Consider the following 19,297-nt stretch of genomic DNA (forward strand, 5'->3'; position numbering starts at 1 on the left):
CTTTATATCAAGTATCGGGTATATCGGGATCCGCCTATTATGTTTAAGGTAGAGTTCATTATGAGCAATCAGTCCGATCACGATAGTGATACAAAGAGCATTCTCAACGATGTTAGCCGCCGTCACTTTATTCAAGCGAGCTCAGCATTAGTCACCCTTCCTTTTCTCGCATCAAACTCTTTTGCTGCGACAACAGATAACGCTATCCCAGTAAAATCAATAACAACCGAAGATGGAGAGCGCGTTGTTTCAACCTGTAGTAGCTTTGACTGTGGAGGCAAATGTGACATTCGTGCCCATGTAAAAGATGGCAAAGTCACCCGTATTAGCACACGCCCAGATGCTGATTTAGATGAAGAGATGCCCATTATGCGTGCCTGTGTACGAGGCCGTGGTTATCGTAAATTTGTCTATCACCCAGACCGTTTAAAATACCCAATGAAACGCGTTGGAAAACGTGGCGAGGGCAAATTTGAGCGCATCAGTTGGGAAGAAGCCACCACGCTTATCGCACAAAATATGCAACGCATTAACCAGCAATATGGTCCAGCGTCTCGCTTTGTGAGTTTAAGTACGGGCGTTACTGGCGGTATTTTCTCAGGTGCGAATATGTTACGTCGCCTGTTTAATATCACTGGCGGTTTTCTGGAAAACTATCACTCTGTCAGTAACGGCAATACCCTTGCGGTCACGCCTTATACATACGGCACCGCAGCCAGTGGCAGTACATTAGATACGTTAGAAAATACCCCTCTCGTTATTTTATGGGGTCATAATCCTAACGAAACTATTTTTGGTCATTCAAACCATTTTTTCCAAAAAATGAAGAAAAACGGCACTAAATTTATTGTCGTTGACCCTCGTTATTCTGATACCGCCTCTTCTTTAGCTGATCAGTGGATCCCTTTATTACCCACGACAGATAACGCGATGATGGATGCGATGATGTATGTCATCGTCAGCGAAAACCTGCATGACCAAGCCTTTATTGATAAATACACAATCGGCTTTGATGAGCACCAAATGCCAGAAGGTGTGGGTGAAAATGAGTCTTTAGTTGCCTATTTAATGGGTAAAAAAGATGGCATTAAGAAAACCCCTGAATGGGCTGAAACCATCACTAAAGTACCTGCCGATACTATTAAACAATTAGCGCGTGAATACGCATCGACAAAACCTGCTGCATTAATGCAAGGCTGGGGGCCTCAACGTCATATTTGTGGTGAACGGACGGCGCGTGGCGCTACTTTACTCGCCACTATCACGGGGAATGTGGGAGTGCGTGGTGGTTGGGCTGCGGGTTATGGAATGGCATTAAATTCTGAACTGCGTAAAACCATCGCAGGGCCAAGCCTATTAATCAACCCAGTAAAAGCGAAAATCAATATCACCAACTGGGTACAAGCGTGTGAAGATAAAAGTTTAGTCACACCACAAAATGGGTTACTGAATGCAGAGAAACTTGATACTGAAATCAAGATGATTTTCTCAATGGCCGGTAACTACATGACAAATCAAAATACCGATATTCTTCATGCTGCGAAAGTACTTGAAGATGAATCGAAAGTCGAGTTTATCGTCTGTAGTGATCTCTATCTTACGCCAAGTGCAAAATACGCCGATATTTTACTACCAGAAACCAGCTTCCTAGAACGTTGGAACATCGGTGGTACATGGAGTTATGGCGACTACATTATTCTTTCTGAAAAAGTAATTGAACCTGAGTTTGAGCGTCGCACTGACTACGATTGGTTACGTGAAGTTGCCGATAAATTAGGGGTAGGCGAACAATTTAGCGAAGGCAAAGAGACTGACCGTGATTGGATTGAATATTTAGTTAATGACGCGAGTGTTAAACGTCCTGAAGACGGTATTCCAACCTTTCAAGAGCTATTGGTTAAACGCCGTCATCTCTTAAAACATCGTCCTCATACGCAAAATGTGGCATTTGAGAAAAATATCCAAGATATCGAGAATAACCCATTCCCAACACCATCAGGAAAAATTGAGATCTTCTCTAAGCGTTTATATGACATGAATAATGTCGATATTCCTGCGCTTTCTCATTATGTACCCGCAATTGAGGGCCCCGAAGATACGTTAACGGATAAATTCCCTCTGCAACTTATCACATGGAAAGGGCGTAACCGCGCAAACTCAACACAATTTGCTAACCCTTGGTTGCAAGAAGTCCAACGCCAAGAACTGTGGATTAATCCGTTAGATGCCCAAGATAGAAACATCAAAGAGGGCGAGAAAGTCAAAGTGTATAACGATCGCGGGGTAACCATGGTTCCCGTCAAATTAACACAACGAATTATGCCTGGTGTTGTCGCCTTGCAAGCAGGTGCTTGGTGGCAACCTGATGCAAAAGGCATAGATCAAGGTGGATGTGCCAACGTATTAACATCATCTCGTAGCACCGCAATGGCACACGGCAATGCTCACCAAACATTATTGGTCGAGGTAGCAAAAGCATGAGTAAATTTATCGTTTATCCCGCAGTGAGTAGTAAACAGTTAGGATTTTATATCGATAGCGCTCGCTGTTCAGGTTGTAAAGCGTGTCAGGTTGCGTGCAAAGATAAAAATAACCTCGATGTCGGGCGCAAATTTCGTCGTGTCTATGAAATTACGGGTGGCGGGTATACCCGAAATCCTAAAGGCGCACTGATTAATAATGTCTTTGCTTACACCTTATCTATCTCTTGTAACCATTGTGACGATCCTATTTGCGTTAAAAATTGCCCAACAACCGCAATGCATAAGCGTGAAGGTGATGGCATTGTGATGGTAGATACAGACAAATGTGTCGGTTGTGGTGCTTGTGCGTGGTCTTGCCCTTATGGCGCACCACAAATGAACCCAGAAACCAAACAGATGTCAAAATGCGATTTTTGCATCGATTTACAGCAAAAAGGTGAACAACCCGTTTGTGTCGCTACTTGTCCGTTAGGTGCAATCCAATTTGGCCCTATTGATGAACTACGTGAACGCTATGGCGATTTAGATTATGTCACGGGTTTACCTTCCCCTGAAATAACGCATCCAAACCTTGTTATTAACCCACATCAGGGTGCCAATAATGACGGAATTAATAATAAGGGAGAAAGAAAATGAATGAATGGTCATTATTAATCTTCACATTTATGATGAATGCGGCCATTGGTCTTGCGCTAACAACAGGGCTTTTTGCTCGCCGCCTTTCTCATTATCTCAATGCAGAAAGCTACTATCGCTTTATGCTATTGGCCTTATTTGTTATTTGCGGACTAGCAGGTTTAGGCTCTATTGCCTCAATCACTCACTTAGGTGTGCCATTAAATGCCCCAAATGCGATTAGAAATGTTTTTTCCGCTTGGCTAAGTCGTGAAGTTGCTATCACAGCTATTTTTGTCAGTTGTCTAGGCTTAACCTTTTTATGGCTCTGGCGCACTCGCAAACTCTCAATGCTGTTATTAAGTACCAGTATTCTGATTGGGTTATTTGATATTTATTGCATGGCATCAATTTATCGCCACACCTCCATTTTGACATGGATGGATAACAACACGTATGTGATGTTCTTCGGGGCGATGTTAACGCTAGGTGCTGCAATTTTCTTTTTATTGTTCAAAATAGTGCAACGTGTCGGAAATAAGTTAGGTATTGAAATACCACAAACCTCTTTCCCAATGCGTTGGAAATGGCAACTATGGGGAATAATAGCAGTTAGCTTAATGGGTCGATTATTGTATCAACCTTTTTATGAGCAATATTTAACTAGCACTCTATATAGCCAAAAATCGGTGACATTCCCGTTATCACCTATTCAAGTCTATTACTCCATTGGTTCGTTACGGACTACATGCTGGATCTTAGCAACCTTTGCAGTATTGGCTTGTGGTTATAGTTTAGTGAAATTCCTAGCCCCTAAAAATCAAGAGAAATCCACTGAGTCTATTTTTGCACTTGGCTGTGTTATCGCAATTATCGCTGACTTTATGTTGCGCTATGTTTTCTACTCAATTCACTAATTGCCATTGAGTATGTCGTTTAAATAATAAAAAAAACAAACCTCATTAATCGGGGTTTGTTTAAGGAAATATCAAAATTATGAGCAGACTCTCTTATTATGCGGCTGCATTTAATTTATTGGGAATTTGTTATTTGTTCCCACCTGATGATGACACCAATAAAACTGCACTCAACTTTTTTAAAACTGGGGATTTTGTAGCACAGTGGCCTTGTAAAATTGAAAACCGTTTGTGTGAACGTTTAATTGATTCTGTGTCTATCGATACAGAGCAATTAAAAACCCAATGGCAAAATCTTTTTGTTGGCCCTAATGCGTTGCCTGCCCCACCTTGGGGTTCGGTCTATTTAGATCCTGAAGGTTTATTACAAGGGGATTCTACCCTTGCGCTGAGTGAATTTTTAAAACAGGAACGTTTAAAAGTAAACACGCCTTTTCCAGAGCCTGTTGATCATATCGGTTTGATGCTATTTCAAGCGGCGGTATTGGCATCGGAAAAAAAAGAAGAAGCAGTTAATGAATTATTTTCCCTTCATTTAACCACATGGCTACCTCACTATTTAAATAAATTAAAAATGAGTGGGTATAGCCAATTTTATAGTACATTAACAGAACTGGTAACCATCACGGTGAACGCATTCAGAAAATAGAAATTTATTAACAACTTATCATCCTAACATAATTATTTAAGGTAATTTGGACCACGCACCCAAATTACCTTTTTTCATTTAGAACATCCCTTTTAAAATTATGATAATTTTAATCCCAAGCGTTTTGTTAAACGACGTAAATTAGCCGGATCAAGTGATAATTCTCGCGCGGTTGCTGCCCAATTTTGGTTATTACGCAGTAATGCTTGTTTGATTAAGTCTCGCTGAAATTCGTCCGTTGCTTCTTTTAGATTTTTTTCTTCTGAAGGTAACATTTGAGAACCAGAGTGAACTGGATTTTCAGCCCCTAAAGCAAAATGACTCACTTGTAAAATAAGGCTATCAGTTTTATTTCCCGCTCTGGCTAAAACAATCGCTCGATGAATGGTGTGTTCTAATTCTCGCACATTACCTGGCCAAGAATAGTGTAATAAATAAAGGCGTAATTCTGGGCTAATAATCACTTGAGTAAGATTAAAACGTTGACGATATTGCTCACAAAAATAACCTACTAATAGCAGAATATCTTCGTCTCTTTCTCGTAATGGAGGCACATGCAGAGGGAAAATACTTAAACGATGAAATAAATCAGCACGGAAATTCCCCGCTAATACTTCTTCCCATAAATCACGATTTGTTGCTGCTAATACACGCACATTGACGCGTAAATTACGATCATCACCAATACGTTGAATATCACCATATTGTAAGACACGCAGTAATTTGGCTTGCAGTGATAATGATAACTCCCCTATTTCATCAAGAAATAACGTTCCGTTATCTGCCATTTCAAATTTACCACTACGATGACTAATTGCTCCTGTAAAAGCCCCTTTCACATGACCAAATAATTCACTTTCCGCCACGCTCTCAGGCAGTGCGGCGCAATTTAAATAGACTAACGGATTATCTGCACGATTAGACATTTCATGAATGGCTTTTACCACCAGCTCTTTACCCGTTCCCGTTTCGCCACTCACTAAAATATTCATATCTGCGGGTGCAACAATTTCTATCTCTTTTTTCAGTTGCATCATTGAAGGCGATAAACCAATAATTTCTGTTTTTACTGTGGGCTTAAACGTATTGGTTGGCGTAAATAACATATTTTGATTTTCAAGTTGCTCAATCAATAATGCATTATTTAATGCTCCTGCGGTTAATGCAGCAATTAAACGTAATTCTTCATCACTAAAGGTATCAAACTGATTAGGGTCCATTCCATCAAGCGTTAACGTACCAATTAAGTCTTGTCCCGCAAATAACGGCAATCCCACACAAGCATGCACTTTTAAATGCTCTCTATCCGGAATAAGCCCATCATAAGGATCGGGTAAATCACTATCCGCAGGAAAACGAACAACATCCCCAGCACGCGCAATAGTTTCAAGGCGTGGATGCCCTTCAAGTAAAAAGCGTCGCCCTAATACATCAGGCACAAGACCATCTATCGCCAATGGAATAAACTGATGAGGCTCATAACGAAGCAGAGCGGCTGCATCGCAATTTAGCACTTGCCGAAGCGTGGTCACAAGGCGTTGAAACCTATCTTGATGACCCACATCTTTTTGTAATTCAATGGCAATTTTAGCCAGCACATCAACAGAAAAGCCCATAAAAACACCTCATAGTCATTATGACTGTTATTATGGTCATTTTGACATGATAAAGATAGTCATATTGACAATATATAAATAGCCAACAAAATAAAAAACGTTATAAAACAACAAATTAAAAAATGGCACGCTTCTTGATTATATCAATACATATCCCTATGAAAAGATTAATGAGAAGGAACAATATAAAATGGCTATTCATGTTAAAAATAATGTTAATTGGGTTGGACAACGTGACTGGGAAGTTCGTGATTTTCATGGCACTGAATACAAAACATTATTAGGCAGTAGCTACAACAGTTACCTAATACGTGAAGAAAAGAATGTGCTTATTGATACGGTTGATCATAAATTCAGCCGTGAATTTGTGCAAAATTTACGCACGCAAATTGCTCTAGAAGAGATTGATTACATTATTATTAATCATGCAGAAGAAGATCACGCTGGCGCACTCACTGAGCTGATGTCTTTTATACCTAATACCCCGATTTATTGCACAGCAAATGCCATTGATTCAATCAATGGTCATCACCATCATCCTGAATGGAATTTTAATATCGTTAAAACAGGCGATAGCCTAGATATTGGTAATGGTAAGCAACTCATTTTTGTTGAAACGCCAATGTTACATTGGCCTGACAGCATGATGACCTATTTAACGGGAGATGCGATTTTATTTAGTAATGATGCCTTTGGTCAGCACTATTGTGATGAACGGTTATTTAACGATGAAGTTGACCAAACTGAATTATTTGAACAATGCCAACGCTATTATGCCAATATTTTGACGCCATTTAGTCGCCTTGTAACACCCAAAATTAATGAAATTTTAGGCTTTAACTTACCTGTTGATATGATTGCTACTTCTCACGGTGTGGTATGGCGTGACAACCCAACGCAAATCCTTGAATTATATCTAAAATGGGCAGCAGACTATCAAGAAGATCGCATCACTATTTTCTATGACACCATGTCAAACAATACACGAATGATGGCAGATGCGATTGCACAAGGTATTAACGAAATTGACCCTAACGTATTTGTAAAAAGCTATAACGTCGCCAAAAGTGATAAAAATGACATCATCACTAGTGCTTTTCGTTCTAAGGGTGTGCTAGTCGGTTCATCGACAATGAATAATGTCATGATGCCAAAAATTGCCGCCATGCTGGAAGAGATGACTGGCTTACGTTTTCGTAATAAAAAAGCCGCTGCTTTTGGCAGTTATGGTTGGAATGGCGGTGCCGTAGATCGCATTCAAACTCGCTTAATGGATGCCGGATTTGAAACCGCATTAGCGCTAAAAACCAAATGGCGCCCAGATATGCAAGCACAAGAAATTTGTCGTGAATATGGTCGTGAAATTGCACGCCAATGGGCTTTAGCACCACTTCCTGCAACCCAATCTTGTTGTACAGTCTCATCACAACCTGAAGTTGCCACAAATGTTGAAGCTGTCGATTTAGGTCCTTGTATGCAATGCAGTGTGTGTCAATGGATTTACGATCCTGCAATTGGTGAACCGATACAAAATGTTCAACCTAATACGCCGTGGAGTGAAGTACCTGATAACTTCTTATGCCCTGAATGTTCATTAGGAAAAGATGTCTTTGATGCACTTGCCAAGGAGGCAAAATGAGTAAAGACCTTCTCAGTAATGGGATTGTCATTATTGGCGCGGGCTTTGCTTCGCGCCAATTAGTGAAAAATATTCGCAAATTTAATGCAGATATTCCTATTACCCTAATTGCATCAGACAGTATTGATGAATATAACAAACCCGATTTAAGTCATGTAATCAGTCAGGCACAAAATGCCGATGATTTAACGAAACAAACGGCTCAAGACTTTGCACAACAATATCAATTAGCAATTCATCCTTATACGCAAATTACGGATATTAATACGGATGAAAAACGTATTCAGAGCATGCAAGGCGAACAATGGTATTACGATAAATTAATATTAGCCACTGGTGCCAAAACCTATTGTCCGCCAATTTCAGGGCATGAGTTAATGTTGACGCTCAATAGCCAACAAGAGTACCGAGCTTATGAAACGCAAATTCATCACGCTAAACGTGTGTTAATTTTAGGTGCTGGGTTAATTGGTACTGAATTAGCGATGGATTTTAGTCGAGCAGGTAAAGAAGTGATCCTTGCTGATATTTCTGGGCAATTATTATCGTCGCTGATCCCATCTGATCTCAGTGGTCGTTTACAATCAAGCCTAACAGAAATTGGTGTGCGTTTAATGCTCAAATCACCGTTACAGTCATTAACACAAACCGATAACGGAATTTTAGCGACATTTAATCAACATCATCAATTAACCGTTGATTGTGTTATTGCCGCGACTGGGCTTACACCAAATATAGAGCTTGCTTATCTTGCAGGTTTACATACTGACCGTGGGATTATTGTGAATGAATATCTGCAAAGCAGTGATAAAGATATTTATGCCTTAGGTGACTGTGCACAAATCAACGGTAGCTTATTGCCATTTTTACAGCCAATACAATTGAGTGCGATGCATTTAGCAAAATCACTTGTAGGTGAAAATAATGCGCCACTTAATCTACCGCCAATGATTATTCGGGTAAAAACGCCTTTAATGCCACTGCACCTTGCCGGTGAAACCGCACGTAAAGATTTAACGTGGAATATTAGTACAACACAATCGGGCATTATCGCTAAAGGCTTTGATAAAAATGATGTATTACGTGCCTTTGTGGTAACAGAAGAGCAGGTAAAAGAAGCGTTTGCTTTATTAAGAGCACTGTCCGCTTAATTTAAATAATACATTCTAAATACTTCGAGATATAACCATGAACTTACGTAACCAATCCCTAGGACAACTGGCTTTATCTATTTCAGGTGCCAGTGCCATATTTCGTCAATATAACCTCGACTTTTGCTGTGGAGGGAAAAGAACATTAAGTAAATCGGCAGAAAAAGCAGGACTCAACGTTGATGAAATTGAAAATAAACTTATTGCCCTTTCAGAACAACCTTTAGAAAAAGATTGGCGACAAGCATCATTAGGTGAAATTATTGATTTTATTATTGTTCGTTATCATAACAAACACAAAACACAATTACCTGAGCTTATTCTACAAGCGGAAAAAGTAGAACGGGTTCATGAAGCAAAACCGACTGTTCCGAAAGGATTAGCCCGTCAATTAACACTATTATTAGATGAGCTGACAAGCCATATGATGAAAGAAGAACGCATTCTCTTTCCTATGATAAAAAATGGATTAGGAAACCAAGCCAGTGCACCCATTAGTGTTATGGAACACGAACATGATGATGCGGGGGAACTTGTTGAAGTAATTAAGTTTATTACCAAAAACGTCACACCACCACCTGAAGCCTGCACCACATGGCGAGTGCTTTATAATGGTATTAATGAATTCATTGATGACTTAATGAATCATATTAGCTTAGAAAACAATTTATTATTTCCAAGAGCATTAGCGGGCAAGTAATAGTTCATACACAGGGGATCTCATCATCCCCTGCTATTTTTATAGTGACCAATAAAACCTACCGCTCACCTTGAGTATCTATCAACAAACGCTGATTTATATAATCGATAGTCTCATCTATCGTCATAATATTATTAACGACATTCGTAATACCTTGTCCGATAATAATCTCGGCTTGGCGTAAATTAAATAACTTACCATTAGGTACCGAAGATTCTCGTATTCCCTTATTAATTTCTTGATAAGCCAATGTCATCCATGGGTAACGATGGCTAATTTCTTGGTTATGGCTGAAATTTTGATGATTACTGTTTCCACCTAATAAAATAAGGTGATCCATCACCATTGGGGAATAAAGCCAACGATAAAATTGCTCTGCATATTGTGATTTTTGGCTATAACGTGAAACGCCTAATACGCCACCGCCTAATTGTGGAATACTTCCGGGCACAGGTGCAAAACCTGTTTTAGGTAAAATATTGCTATGAGCGACATCGTTAAATAAATTCATATAAGCGATAAGCATAGCAAGATGACCTTGCTCAAATTGTCTAACTGATTCACTCCACCATTTATTATCAATATTTTCGGTGATCGACAATTGCTGTAGATACTCTTCTAATATTTCACCCGCTAACGGCATTGCTAATCTAGGAATATTATTACTTCCTATTAAACGCCCACCTTTTGCGTAGTAACGTAATAAATATTCTGTTGCAATGAGCCCTGCACTCCCTAATGTTGTTGAAGCGCCCATTGGACGATTTAATTGCCCTTCTTCATGCTGTTCAGTAAAAAACTGCGTTACATTATCGTATTCTTCGAACGTCGCAGGCACCGTTAATTCATTACCGGTTTTTTCGTAATACATTCTTTTTAGAATAGGATCTTCAAACAAGTCTTTTCGATAAAACAGAAGTTGCGCACTGGCATCAAAAGGCATGGCATAAGCAACATTATTGACTAAACTAAATTTCTGTTGAGTGGGCAATGAGAAATTATTTAATAAATCCGTTAGTCCATTACCGATCTTATCTAATGGCTGCAATATTCTTTCCGCAAACCAAGGAAAACACGCCATATCAATACGCAGCAAATCATAATATGGATGTAAATGTAGCTGACTCAATATTTGATAAACTTCATCATAAGGGTGTATCGCCAAATTAACTTTAATTCCTGTCTGGCGATAAAAATGGGGTAATAGTTTTTTTAATGCACTGGTTGAAGGACTAGGCAGAATAAGCAAATTAAGATTTATATCTGCTTTATCCTCACATATAACCGCAGCGGTTTGCGTATAAAGATGATCACTTTGATTACGCACATAAATGGCATTATTTGCTGTTATCTCTCCCTCATCGGCATCTTGCATTAGCGCATCAATTACTTCTAACCCAAGTTGGGCATAGTTCATTGGAAAGTAATACAACCCTTTTAATACAGGTGGAATATTATCGCTCAATGCAAAAATAGGCGGGCAATCATTATGGCTACCGAAATAACTGGCTTGTGTTAAATAACGTGCTTTTTCTATATCTTGAGCAATAAATATGTCTGGAATTTGCTCCATAGAAAAGAAATCAAACGCAATTTTATAGCTCTCTTCATCTGACGCGCAAAGCACCACATTTTTTTTATTTGGTGCGTACTTCAAAAGTCGATGTTGTAATTCATTAACAAAAATCTGATTATTTAAATAATCACTATTGCCAATAAAAATGCCGACCAATTTACCGACAGTTTTTGCTACCTGTTGGCAAATAGCCTCTGCCGCTTGAGCAAAATCGAGTGTAAAAAAACGTTGTGTATTGAGTGGTTGGCGATAAATAAATGCAATTTGAGAAGGGGACAATTTTAACGTGTCAAAATAGATATTCGCATCATTAAGGCAACTCACGGTGATCACTTGCTTATAACCACCTGCTGCAATTTTCTGTAATAGCTCTAACTCTGTGGTTTCAAGGTCATCCGTTAAAAAAAGATCGTAAGTAACCTCAGGAAAATGAGCGATAGATTGTCTTAAAGAATTAAAGAAAACAGCATATTTTTCAGAAACTAATTGAGGTAAAAGTATCGCAATTTTATGGCTTTTATTGGTTCTTAACAGTTGAGCCTGTGTATTTAATTGATAACCCATTTGTTTGGCGGCTTGATACACAGCTTCAATTTTCTCAACGCTTACATTTCCACGCTTGTTCAATACGTTAGAAACAGTACCATGAGAAACACCTGCTAATTTTGCAATATCTTTTATCGTTGCCATAGACCTTTTTCCATCTCAATTTCCGCTTTCACTAGCATACCTGAATTATTTATCTCGACTACCGATAATTAATTTGAACGTTCCATTTAATAATTGTTTATAAAACAATCTTTTATTACTTGTCTCAAATAAATAATTATCAATATCAATTAAAAACTCATATTCATATTAATCAATAAGATAATAAAATTAATTTGAATAAGATCACTGATCTGATCTTCATTTATTGGCAAAGACTCTTCATCATTTTATTATTGGAACGTTCAAATTTATCTATGTCTTATAGATAGCCAACACCAGATAATTAATAAAATCATAATAAAACAATAGGATAAGGGGATTTCTTATGAAACTTCATTTTTTAGGGACGGCTGCCTCAGAAGGCATACCCAATCCCTTCTGCCGTTGTGAACACTGTCTAAAAGCAAGAGAACTTGGTGGGAAAGATATCCGAACTCACTCGTCTGCCATTGTCGATGACATTATGTTAATCGACGTATCACCTACATTTAGCTACCAGTTAATGCGTGATGGAATGGATGCTACCCATTTTGAAAGTCTTCTATTCACTCACACGCATCCTGATCATTTCAATGTTGGCGATCTGTTTAGCCGAATGGAAGGTTATGGTTTTGAAATTAACCATCCCCTTCATATTTTTGGCAATGATCGCGCCATTAATGGTTGTATCGAAGTTTTACCTGGTTACAGCAAAGAGCGTTTCGCTTTTCACTGCTTAATTCCTTTTGTTACTGTCGAAAGAAACGGTTATAAAATTACGCCATTACTTGCTAATCATGCGAAATGGGAACTTTGCTATGTTTATCATATTGAGAAGGATGGCAAGGTGATTTTCTATGGTCATGATTCTGGTTGGTTCCCTGAATTAACGTGGAAATGGTTAGAAAACAAACCACTTGATATCGTTGTTTTTGAATGTACTTATGGACTCAATGGTAAAGATCGTACTGATAATCATATGAGCTTAGAAACCGTATTTGCAGCAAAAGAAAAACTGCAACAACAAGGTTGTTTACATCAAGATACACAAATTGCCGTTTCGCATATTTCACATAGCGGTAAATTGCTTCACCACGAATTAGAAGCTGTTTGTGCTCCTCATAATATCCGCGTTGCCTACGACGGATTAACGTTAGAAACAAATTAAGAGGAGAACGATGATGGATATGAAAATAACCTCTCGCTTACTAATTATGATGTTTGTGCAATATTTCATGCAAGGTGCGTGGAATATGACTATGGGGCTAGTATTAAGTACCTATGGTATGGCAAGCATTATTGGTAATGCCTATGCTTTATTAGGTGTAGCAACAATTATCTCCCCATTATTTATTGGTATGGTGGCTGACCGTTTCTTTGCTTCACAAAAAGTGATGGGCATCCTTCATTTAATTAATGCCGCAGTCATTATTTGTGTTCCTCAATTTATTGAAGCACAAAACAGTGGTATGACTTTATTCTTAATTTTCATTATTGGATTATTGTTTTATCCAACCACTGCGCTTTCAAATAGTATTAGTTTCTCCCATATTAATGGTGTGAAATATTTCCCTATTATTCGTGTATTCGGTACGTTCGGTTTTATGGCTATCGGATTTATATTAGGAGAAATGGGCTTCTCTGGTAGTACGATGACTTGGTATATTGCTTCTGCTGTGGGCGTATTACTGGGTTTCTATTGCTTTACTTTACCTAATACACCACCGAAAGCGAAAGGCAAACCGTTCTCTGCTCGTGATATTTTATGTTTGGATGCACTGTCATTATTTAAAGATCGCTATTTTGCTATCTTAATGTTTAGTATCTTTATTTTAATGATCCCTAAAACAGCTTATTCTGCTTATATTCCTGTTTTTATTAAAGCATTAGGTTTTAATAATGCAGCGTCTATTATGCAAATAGGGATCGCCTGTGAAGTGCTGTTTATGTTTGTCTTGTCATTCTTCTTAATGAAATTTGGCTTCAAAATTACACTTCTTTTAGGTGCTGTTAGCTGGATCATTCGCTCAATATTCTTTTCTTATGCTGCGGTAAATACAGAATTCTATTTTATCGTTATCGGATTAATGCTACAGGGATTATGTTGGGACTTCTTCTTTACCGCTGGTGATATCTATGTTGACCGCAAAGCAAAACCTGAAATCCGCGCTCAAGCACAAGGTTTACGTTTTATTGTCTCTAATGGTTTCGGCTTATTATTTGCTTCCACTATTTGTGGTCAAATCTTTAATTCAACCGTAACAGAAACAGGTGATGCAGCCTTACCACAATGGTCAACATTCTGGATATACCCAGCGATTGTTGCCGCCGTTGTGACGATATTCTTTATCTTCTTCTTTAAAGATGATGTGAGTAAAAAGAAAAGTAACGAAGATAAAAAAGCACAAGAAAGTATTGCAACACCGTAGTTTTAAAATAAAGGAATAAGCCAACGTTAGGAGCAAACCATGAACGCATTAATACAGTTTGTTGACAGCATTGGCCCTTTATCACTTTCAAGTATCGCTAAATTACTGGCCGCCTTTATTTTAGGCGGCCTTATTGGCTTAGAGCGTGAATCAAAGGGAAAGCCTGTCGGTTTTAAAACCTGTGTCATTATTGCTGTTGCCAGTTGTTTATTAACCATTGTCTCTATTCAATCCGCAGAATATTACGCCAATATCTCCGACAATATTCGTAGCGATCCCATGAGGTTAGCAGCACAAATTATCAGTGGTGTCGGCTTTCTTGGCGCAGGTGTTATATTGCATCGACGTGATGACGCAATTTCAGGTCTAACAACAGCAGCGATAGTATGGGCTTCAGCGGGTGTGGGGATTGCTTGTGGTTCAGGGTTTTATTGGCATGCCATGATTGTGACTTTTCTCTTTTTTATGGCTATTCAACTCAGCCCACAAGTGGTGCTATTCCAAATGAAAAACCAACGTTTAGGTAAGATAAAAGTACGTATGTTATTTACTCATGAAAGCGGTGTTCCTCTTTTAATTGAGTATTTAAAAAGTCATAAAGACGTAATTGAAAATCTGACTATTCGTGATATTAAAAAAGAGCGCGTTGAAGTAAATTTGAAGCTGTTAGTTAGGCAAAAAATTACCTTACCTGAATTTTATTGCTCATTAAAACAGCTTGAACATGTTCATTCTGTTTCTTTGGATCATTAATATATTCAAAAATAAAAAGGGCGGTTATCTAAGATAAAGCGCCCTTTTTATTATTTTGATGACCGATTGATGGTCATATTAAGGATTTTTGATGACTAGCGGATTACCAAAACGTTCTAGATACATCATGCCGAAGATTGTTGAAGCATAATCTGTAATATGCCCTACATCACGATAAACCGGCACACCTTCTATATAGGTTAAGCAGATATTTTTATCACACTGCACATCTTTAGGATCGATGATAATTAAAGTTGGATAATCCTGTTTTAATTTAACGAATAATTGATCCATCCATGTATTTCCCTCACCTTTATAGTTTTTGGGGTTACAGTTATTATCTGCAAAGTCTTTTCTTAATTTTGCATTTTCATAAAAACAGGTCATAAAACCACTTGGCATAAAATTGACTGTTTTAATAAAAACGGGTTTAGCGCCTGTGGCAATAATAATATCAAGCGCTTCACGCATCGCTTTTTCAACGCGTTTACGAGACTCTTCGACGGTTCTAACATCACCTAGATTATTAATGACATGATTTGATGCATAGTTATTCCAGACTTGCCCAAATATTACATAATCAAAGTGGCTATTCTTAATAAGTTGATAATATTTCGCCGTTTGATCGAACAACGCTGATAAACCGCATTTTTATGATTAGACCAATCATAAAGGTAAATATTAGGAAGAGTAATGCATGATAACGTGGCTTGTGCATATACATCTATTTTGGCGTCTTTACCTAAAATATCCATAAAGCCCCAATAATGATTTGCATGAGAATCACCAAATAAAAACGCTTTTCTCTGGCTTCCCACTTCACCAATATGGCACATTTTATCTGGATCAGAGGCTTCAAAATTCATACATTTAATTCGATTAGGATAATCAAACTGACTCAACTTAGCTTCTAAATTAACGTAATTTTGCCCAAGCCTTGCGCCAATACCGTGATATTTTTCATTCATAATTCAAGTACATTATCCAGATGAAAAGAATTGCCGGATTATATACCAATTAGCCATATCGCTTTAGTCACAAAAAGAAAAAGGCTATTTAATATTTATTATTAATAACACCTAAATGGCCATAACTGATTAAACTCCATCGTTAAACCTAATTGCACTTCAGATGAAAGAGAACCTTTACTCACCACAAATTTTGGATGTCGAATAACGATAGAGGTATTAATATCATAAAACATTAATGATGATCGGCTCTGTTCTAACTCATCATAAAGCGTCCTCATTTCTGCTGATGACCTATTTTCACATAATCGCCCAAGCGTGATATGAATAATATTTTTATGAAGGGTGTTATCAATGGGGATCTGCTGATAAACCTTTTGTCTAAATTGTTCTAATTCCTTTGAAACGCCCGTTAATATCACACTACCATTAGACGTTAACACAACGTTATTAAATGAAATTTCAATTCGTTTTGTTTGATTAAAGATTTGGGCAATCTCATGGCACCACGCCAATAATCCGGGTCGTTGCAGTTTAAACTGTTCATTTTGTTGATTAAAAATCGTTAATAATGTGGAATGAAATTCTTGTGGCTGAGCAAATTCAATAAATGGAAACTTAAGTGCAAGCGGTTCACAATAAGCCATTAGCTTCTGGCTAAAGGGAATAAAGCTTTCCTCAATTTCAGGCTGACAAATCATTAATTGCCCCGCATTTAAGCTGACATCAAAAATACTTTCATCATTGATTTGTCGTTGCCAAATTTCACCTGTTGACAATTTTTTGAGTGTTGCTTGTGTCAGGAATTCGCATGCCATAAATGCACCTAAGTAAAGAATATAATTATTGCTATTACTTTGGTTGGAGTGAAATTTAAAATCAAGTTGCAGAGTGAATAATAAAAAGTGGCTTTCATCTAAAAGCCACTGTCACATCAATGGGGGAGATGTTAAAAATGGGCTATCTATAAATACTCAATCAAAATCAAATCAATTACAGAAAATTAGCAGCTTTAAACTTCGCGAGAGCATCTGCTGTTTGCTCTGCGGTCATTGGGCGTAATGGGCGACGAGGAGAGCCCACATCAATACCATGCAGTTGCATTGCCACTTTTCCTGCCGCAACGCCGCCGTATTCGACTAACACACGAATAATCGCAATCACTTTATCCATGCAAGCGGTCACACCTTCATGATCACCCGCTTTAAATTTTTCAATAATTTCAAGGTATAATGGCGCAGCATAGTTATAAGTACTGCCGACTGCACTTAATGCACCACAGGCTAATCCAGCAGGAATAAATTCATCAACCCCAAATGGGATGTCATATTTTCCACCATCTACACGTAAGCAACGCTGGAATTCATACATATCAGGAGAGTTAAATTTCATACCTGATAGATTTGGGATAGCTTTACCCGCAGCTTGTAAGAATTTTTCCATATCAATGCTTAAGCCTGACATCGTGGAATGATAATAATAAAAACCTTTTGATGGCGCACTGGCGGCGGCTAAACGGCAATATTCAACCAAGTCATCAACATTGCCTGGCTTAAAGAAACAAGGACCAATCACTGATGTTGCTTTGATATCTAATGTCTCAGCATGGCGAGCAAGTTCTAGTGTATCCGCAATGCTTAATGCACCCGTGTGAATAATAAGGTCTAGTTTACCCTGACTGGCATCAACCCAGCGTTCGGCTACCTTCTTACGTTCTTCAACAGAGCAATGAATACCTTCACCCGTTGTTCCTAATACATAAGCACCCGTCACACCGCTTGCTATAAGGTGTTTTGCTATCTCATCAATGACAGGATAATTAACGCTACCGTCAGTCGCAAATGGGGTATGAGGCGCGGCAATCAGTCCAGAGAGTTTGTTCATGATCACTTCCTTTGGAGGTTAATTTCTTTATTGTTTAACTTATGGAGTTTGACTCTATATTAGAGAGCTATACTTCAGAACGCAATAACGAAATGAGCGTTAAAGGAAGAGAAAAATGAAAGTGTGATCTTTCGCCAATTTTCGCAAAAAATCACACAATGCAGAAATGAGCTTACGCGGAATGAGTCTGTTTTAACGCATTCAGTGTTCGTAGTTTTTGCTCCTTGACCATTTCTGGTTGAGCTTGAACTAACAAGGTATAGAGGAGATCCAACACAAAGAGTTGTGCTGTTTTTGTACCAATAGAGTCGCCTTGCAATTTCCCTTGTCGATTACCATTAATCAAATGATAGTCCGCATGTTCCATAATTTGTGAACCCAAATTATGAGTCAGTGCAATGGTATGGGCTCCCGCTTCTTTTGCCAATTTAAGGGAATGAACCGTTTCTGGTGAATTACCTGAGTGGCTAATACCAATAGCAACATCACCCGGTTTTAATAACGAGGCTTGCATATACATAAAATGGTTATTTGTCACCGCATCAACACGATAACCAATTCGCATTAATTTATTTTTTAGATCTTCCGCCGTTATACCTGAAGAACCAACACCACAGATAAAAATATAATTTGCTGACAATAAAGCATCTACAGCGCCTTGAACTTGCTTCATATCGAGCAGATTCAATGTCTCTGATAGTACGTTATTAATCGTTGCTTGAAGTTTTAAACCAATGGTATGGATATCGTCTTGATGAGTGACTTCTGCATCAAGAATAGGTGACTCTTCATTATCAGAGGTCGCCATTTCAATCGCCAAATCCATTTTAAAATCTTGAAACCCTTTATAACCCAATGTGCGACAAAAACGCACAACCGTCGCTTCACCCGCTTTTGTCGCTTGTGAAAGTTGAGCAATAGAGAGCTGAGTAACTTCTGTAGGATGGAACAGGATATAGTCTGCAATACGCTGTGATACTCGCGTTAGACTATTTTTCATTGCGCCTAGCGTATCAAGTATTTTACCCGGCTTTAATCGGGTCGTTGCCTGTTCTGTCATGGAGATTATCCTTGGTTGCAGCGGATACACGGAAAAAATTCTGCTAACAAGAGTACCAATTCCAACAGGTTAAAAAAAGCCTTGCTCATACAATAATGTGATAATAAAAAACGCTTTATTCCTTATATCATCAGAATACAACTTACTGATACATCAGAAATAAAGCG

At 38.3% G+C, this 19,297-nt stretch carries 17 protein-coding genes; 10 read left to right on the forward strand and 7 right to left on the reverse strand.

Annotated elements, in window-relative coordinates:
- The first annotated feature begins 60 nt into the window (after window positions 1–60).
- From ACNART_RS12920 to ACNART_RS12935, 4 genes are all read left to right on the forward strand, one after another.
- Window positions 61–2,481: a DMSO/selenate family reductase complex A subunit gene (locus tag ACNART_RS12920; protein ID WP_198632429.1), complete on the forward strand. Its 2,421-nt coding sequence runs from the start codon at window positions 61–63 to the stop codon at window positions 2,479–2,481.
- Complete coding sequence (locus ACNART_RS12925) at window positions 2,478–3,119, forward strand: DMSO/selenate family reductase complex B subunit (protein ID WP_109406736.1); 642 nt, start codon at window positions 2,478–2,480, stop codon at window positions 3,117–3,119. Before ACNART_RS12920 ends, ACNART_RS12925 begins: the two co-directional genes overlap by 4 nt.
- Window positions 3,116–4,015 carry a dimethyl sulfoxide reductase anchor subunit family protein gene (locus ACNART_RS12930; protein ID WP_368927515.1) on the forward strand — a complete coding sequence of 300 codons (900 nt, stop codon included), beginning with the start codon at window positions 3,116–3,118 and terminating at the stop codon, window positions 4,013–4,015. Before ACNART_RS12925 ends, ACNART_RS12930 begins: the two co-directional genes overlap by 4 nt.
- 79 nt (window positions 4,016–4,094) lie before the next feature.
- Complete coding sequence (locus ACNART_RS12935; RefSeq protein ID WP_311747436.1) at window positions 4,095–4,664, forward strand: molecular chaperone TorD family protein; 570 nt, start codon at window positions 4,095–4,097, stop codon at window positions 4,662–4,664.
- A 98-nt stretch (window positions 4,665–4,762) separates the two neighbouring features.
- Here the strand turns inward: ACNART_RS12935 and norR are convergent, their stop codons facing one another.
- Window positions 4,763–6,280 (reverse strand): nitric oxide reductase transcriptional regulator NorR, encoded by a 1,518-nt coding sequence (gene norR, locus ACNART_RS12940; protein ID WP_198620128.1) that lies wholly within the window; start codon window positions 6,278–6,280, stop codon window positions 4,763–4,765.
- Window positions 6,281–6,470: 190 nt separating this feature from the next.
- Here norR and norV point away from each other — a divergent pair, with 190 nt between their 5' ends.
- Genes norV through ytfE form a run of 3 tightly spaced genes read left to right on the forward strand, consistent with a single transcriptional unit; the run spans window position 6,471 to window position 9,770 of the window.
- Window positions 6,471–7,919 (forward strand): anaerobic nitric oxide reductase flavorubredoxin, encoded by a 1,449-nt coding sequence (gene norV / locus ACNART_RS12945; RefSeq protein WP_368927513.1) that lies wholly within the window; start codon window positions 6,471–6,473, stop codon window positions 7,917–7,919.
- On the forward strand, window positions 7,916–9,070 hold the full coding sequence (gene norW, locus ACNART_RS12950) for an NADH:flavorubredoxin reductase NorW (protein WP_368927511.1): 1,155 nt from the start codon (window positions 7,916–7,918) through the stop codon (window positions 9,068–9,070). Before norV ends, norW begins: the two co-directional genes overlap by 4 nt.
- Window positions 9,071–9,107: 37 nt before the next feature.
- Window positions 9,108–9,770 (forward strand): iron-sulfur cluster repair protein YtfE, encoded by a 663-nt coding sequence (ytfE, locus tag ACNART_RS12955; RefSeq protein WP_368927510.1) that lies wholly within the window; start codon window positions 9,108–9,110, stop codon window positions 9,768–9,770.
- Between the two features lie 58 nt (window positions 9,771–9,828).
- Here the strand turns inward: ytfE and ACNART_RS12960 are convergent, their stop codons facing one another.
- The gene (locus ACNART_RS12960; RefSeq protein WP_198620131.1) at window positions 9,829–12,036 is read right to left on the reverse strand and encodes an extracellular solute-binding protein; all 2,208 of its coding nucleotides are present in this window, start codon (window positions 12,034–12,036) and stop codon (window positions 9,829–9,831) included.
- A gap of 346 nt (window positions 12,037–12,382) precedes the next feature.
- Here ACNART_RS12960 and ACNART_RS12965 point away from each other — a divergent pair, with 346 nt between their 5' ends.
- The 3 genes from ACNART_RS12965 to ACNART_RS12975 are packed head-to-tail and all read left to right on the forward strand — an operon-like array spanning window position 12,383 to window position 15,218.
- On the forward strand, window positions 12,383–13,204 hold the full coding sequence (locus ACNART_RS12965) for an MBL fold metallo-hydrolase (protein ID WP_099076083.1): 822 nt from the start codon (window positions 12,383–12,385) through the stop codon (window positions 13,202–13,204).
- Window positions 13,205–13,217: 13 nt separating this feature from the next.
- Window positions 13,218–14,465 carry an MFS transporter gene (locus ACNART_RS12970; RefSeq protein ID WP_198620132.1) on the forward strand — a complete coding sequence of 416 codons (1,248 nt, stop codon included), beginning with the start codon at window positions 13,218–13,220 and terminating at the stop codon, window positions 14,463–14,465.
- A gap of 39 nt (window positions 14,466–14,504) precedes the next feature.
- Window positions 14,505–15,218, forward strand: coding sequence for an MgtC/SapB family protein (locus ACNART_RS12975; protein WP_368927507.1), 714 nt, complete (start codon window positions 14,505–14,507; stop codon window positions 15,216–15,218).
- Between the two features lie 78 nt (window positions 15,219–15,296).
- Here ACNART_RS12975 and ACNART_RS12980 read toward each other — a convergent pair whose 3' ends face one another.
- The 5 genes from ACNART_RS12980 to ACNART_RS13000 form a co-directional block, all read right to left on the reverse strand.
- Window positions 15,297–15,851, reverse strand: a complete 555-nt coding sequence (locus ACNART_RS12980) for an SGNH hydrolase domain-containing protein (RefSeq protein WP_416303616.1) — start codon at window positions 15,849–15,851, stop codon at window positions 15,297–15,299.
- Window positions 15,791–16,186 carry an SGNH hydrolase domain-containing protein gene (locus ACNART_RS12985; protein ID WP_416303617.1) on the reverse strand — a complete coding sequence of 132 codons (396 nt, stop codon included), beginning with the start codon at window positions 16,184–16,186 and terminating at the stop codon, window positions 15,791–15,793. The genes ACNART_RS12980 and ACNART_RS12985 overlap by 61 nt, the downstream gene beginning before the upstream one ends.
- A 101-nt stretch (window positions 16,187–16,287) precedes the next feature.
- Window positions 16,288–17,004 carry a hypothetical protein gene (locus ACNART_RS12990; protein WP_198620134.1) on the reverse strand — a complete coding sequence of 239 codons (717 nt, stop codon included), beginning with the start codon at window positions 17,002–17,004 and terminating at the stop codon, window positions 16,288–16,290.
- A gap of 175 nt (window positions 17,005–17,179) precedes the next feature.
- Window positions 17,180–18,070, reverse strand: a complete 891-nt coding sequence (locus ACNART_RS12995) for a dihydrodipicolinate synthase family protein (RefSeq protein ID WP_100158564.1) — start codon at window positions 18,068–18,070, stop codon at window positions 17,180–17,182.
- Window positions 18,071–18,242: 172 nt separating this feature from the next.
- The gene (locus ACNART_RS13000; protein WP_109373760.1) at window positions 18,243–19,130 is read right to left on the reverse strand and encodes a MurR/RpiR family transcriptional regulator; all 888 of its coding nucleotides are present in this window, start codon (window positions 19,128–19,130) and stop codon (window positions 18,243–18,245) included.
- Window positions 19,131–19,297: the final 167 nt, after the last annotated feature.

It is taken from the genome of Proteus sp. LHD240705 (assembly GCF_047921555.1).
Taxonomy (GTDB): Bacteria; Pseudomonadota; Gammaproteobacteria; order Enterobacterales; family Enterobacteriaceae; genus Proteus.

Excerpts from the sequence above, each read along its gene's own strand:
- ACNART_RS12990 (WP_198620134.1), bottom strand. The coding sequence starts at position 17,004 with ATGGCATGCGAATTCCTGACACAAGCAACACTCAAAAAATTGTCAACA.
- ACNART_RS13000 (WP_109373760.1), bottom strand. The coding sequence starts at position 19,130 with ATGACAGAACAGGCAACGACCCGATTAAAGCCGGGTAAAATACTTGAT.
- ytfE (WP_368927510.1), top strand. The coding sequence starts at position 9,108 with ATGAACTTACGTAACCAATCCCTAGGACAACTGGCTTTATCTATTTCA.
- ACNART_RS12925 (WP_109406736.1), top strand. The coding sequence starts at position 2,478 with ATGAGTAAATTTATCGTTTATCCCGCAGTGAGTAGTAAACAGTTAGGA.
- ACNART_RS12920 (WP_198632429.1), top strand. The coding sequence starts at position 61 with ATGAGCAATCAGTCCGATCACGATAGTGATACAAAGAGCATTCTCAAC.
- ACNART_RS12970 (WP_198620132.1), top strand. The coding sequence starts at position 13,218 with ATGGATATGAAAATAACCTCTCGCTTACTAATTATGATGTTTGTGCAA.
- ACNART_RS12985 (WP_416303617.1), bottom strand. The coding sequence starts at position 16,186 with ATGAATGAAAAATATCACGGTATTGGCGCAAGGCTTGGGCAAAATTAC.
- ACNART_RS12965 (WP_099076083.1), top strand. The coding sequence starts at position 12,383 with ATGAAACTTCATTTTTTAGGGACGGCTGCCTCAGAAGGCATACCCAAT.
- ACNART_RS12960 (WP_198620131.1), bottom strand. The coding sequence starts at position 12,036 with ATGGCAACGATAAAAGATATTGCAAAATTAGCAGGTGTTTCTCATGGT.
- norV (WP_368927513.1), top strand. The coding sequence starts at position 6,471 with ATGGCTATTCATGTTAAAAATAATGTTAATTGGGTTGGACAACGTGAC.
- norW (WP_368927511.1), top strand. The coding sequence starts at position 7,916 with ATGAGTAAAGACCTTCTCAGTAATGGGATTGTCATTATTGGCGCGGGC.
- ACNART_RS12935 (WP_311747436.1), top strand. The coding sequence starts at position 4,095 with ATGAGCAGACTCTCTTATTATGCGGCTGCATTTAATTTATTGGGAATT.
- ACNART_RS12975 (WP_368927507.1), top strand. The coding sequence starts at position 14,505 with ATGAACGCATTAATACAGTTTGTTGACAGCATTGGCCCTTTATCACTT.
- ACNART_RS12995 (WP_100158564.1), bottom strand. The coding sequence starts at position 18,070 with ATGAACAAACTCTCTGGACTGATTGCCGCGCCTCATACCCCATTTGCG.
- ACNART_RS12930 (WP_368927515.1), top strand. The coding sequence starts at position 3,116 with ATGAATGAATGGTCATTATTAATCTTCACATTTATGATGAATGCGGCC.
- norR (WP_198620128.1), bottom strand. The coding sequence starts at position 6,280 with ATGGGCTTTTCTGTTGATGTGCTGGCTAAAATTGCCATTGAATTACAA.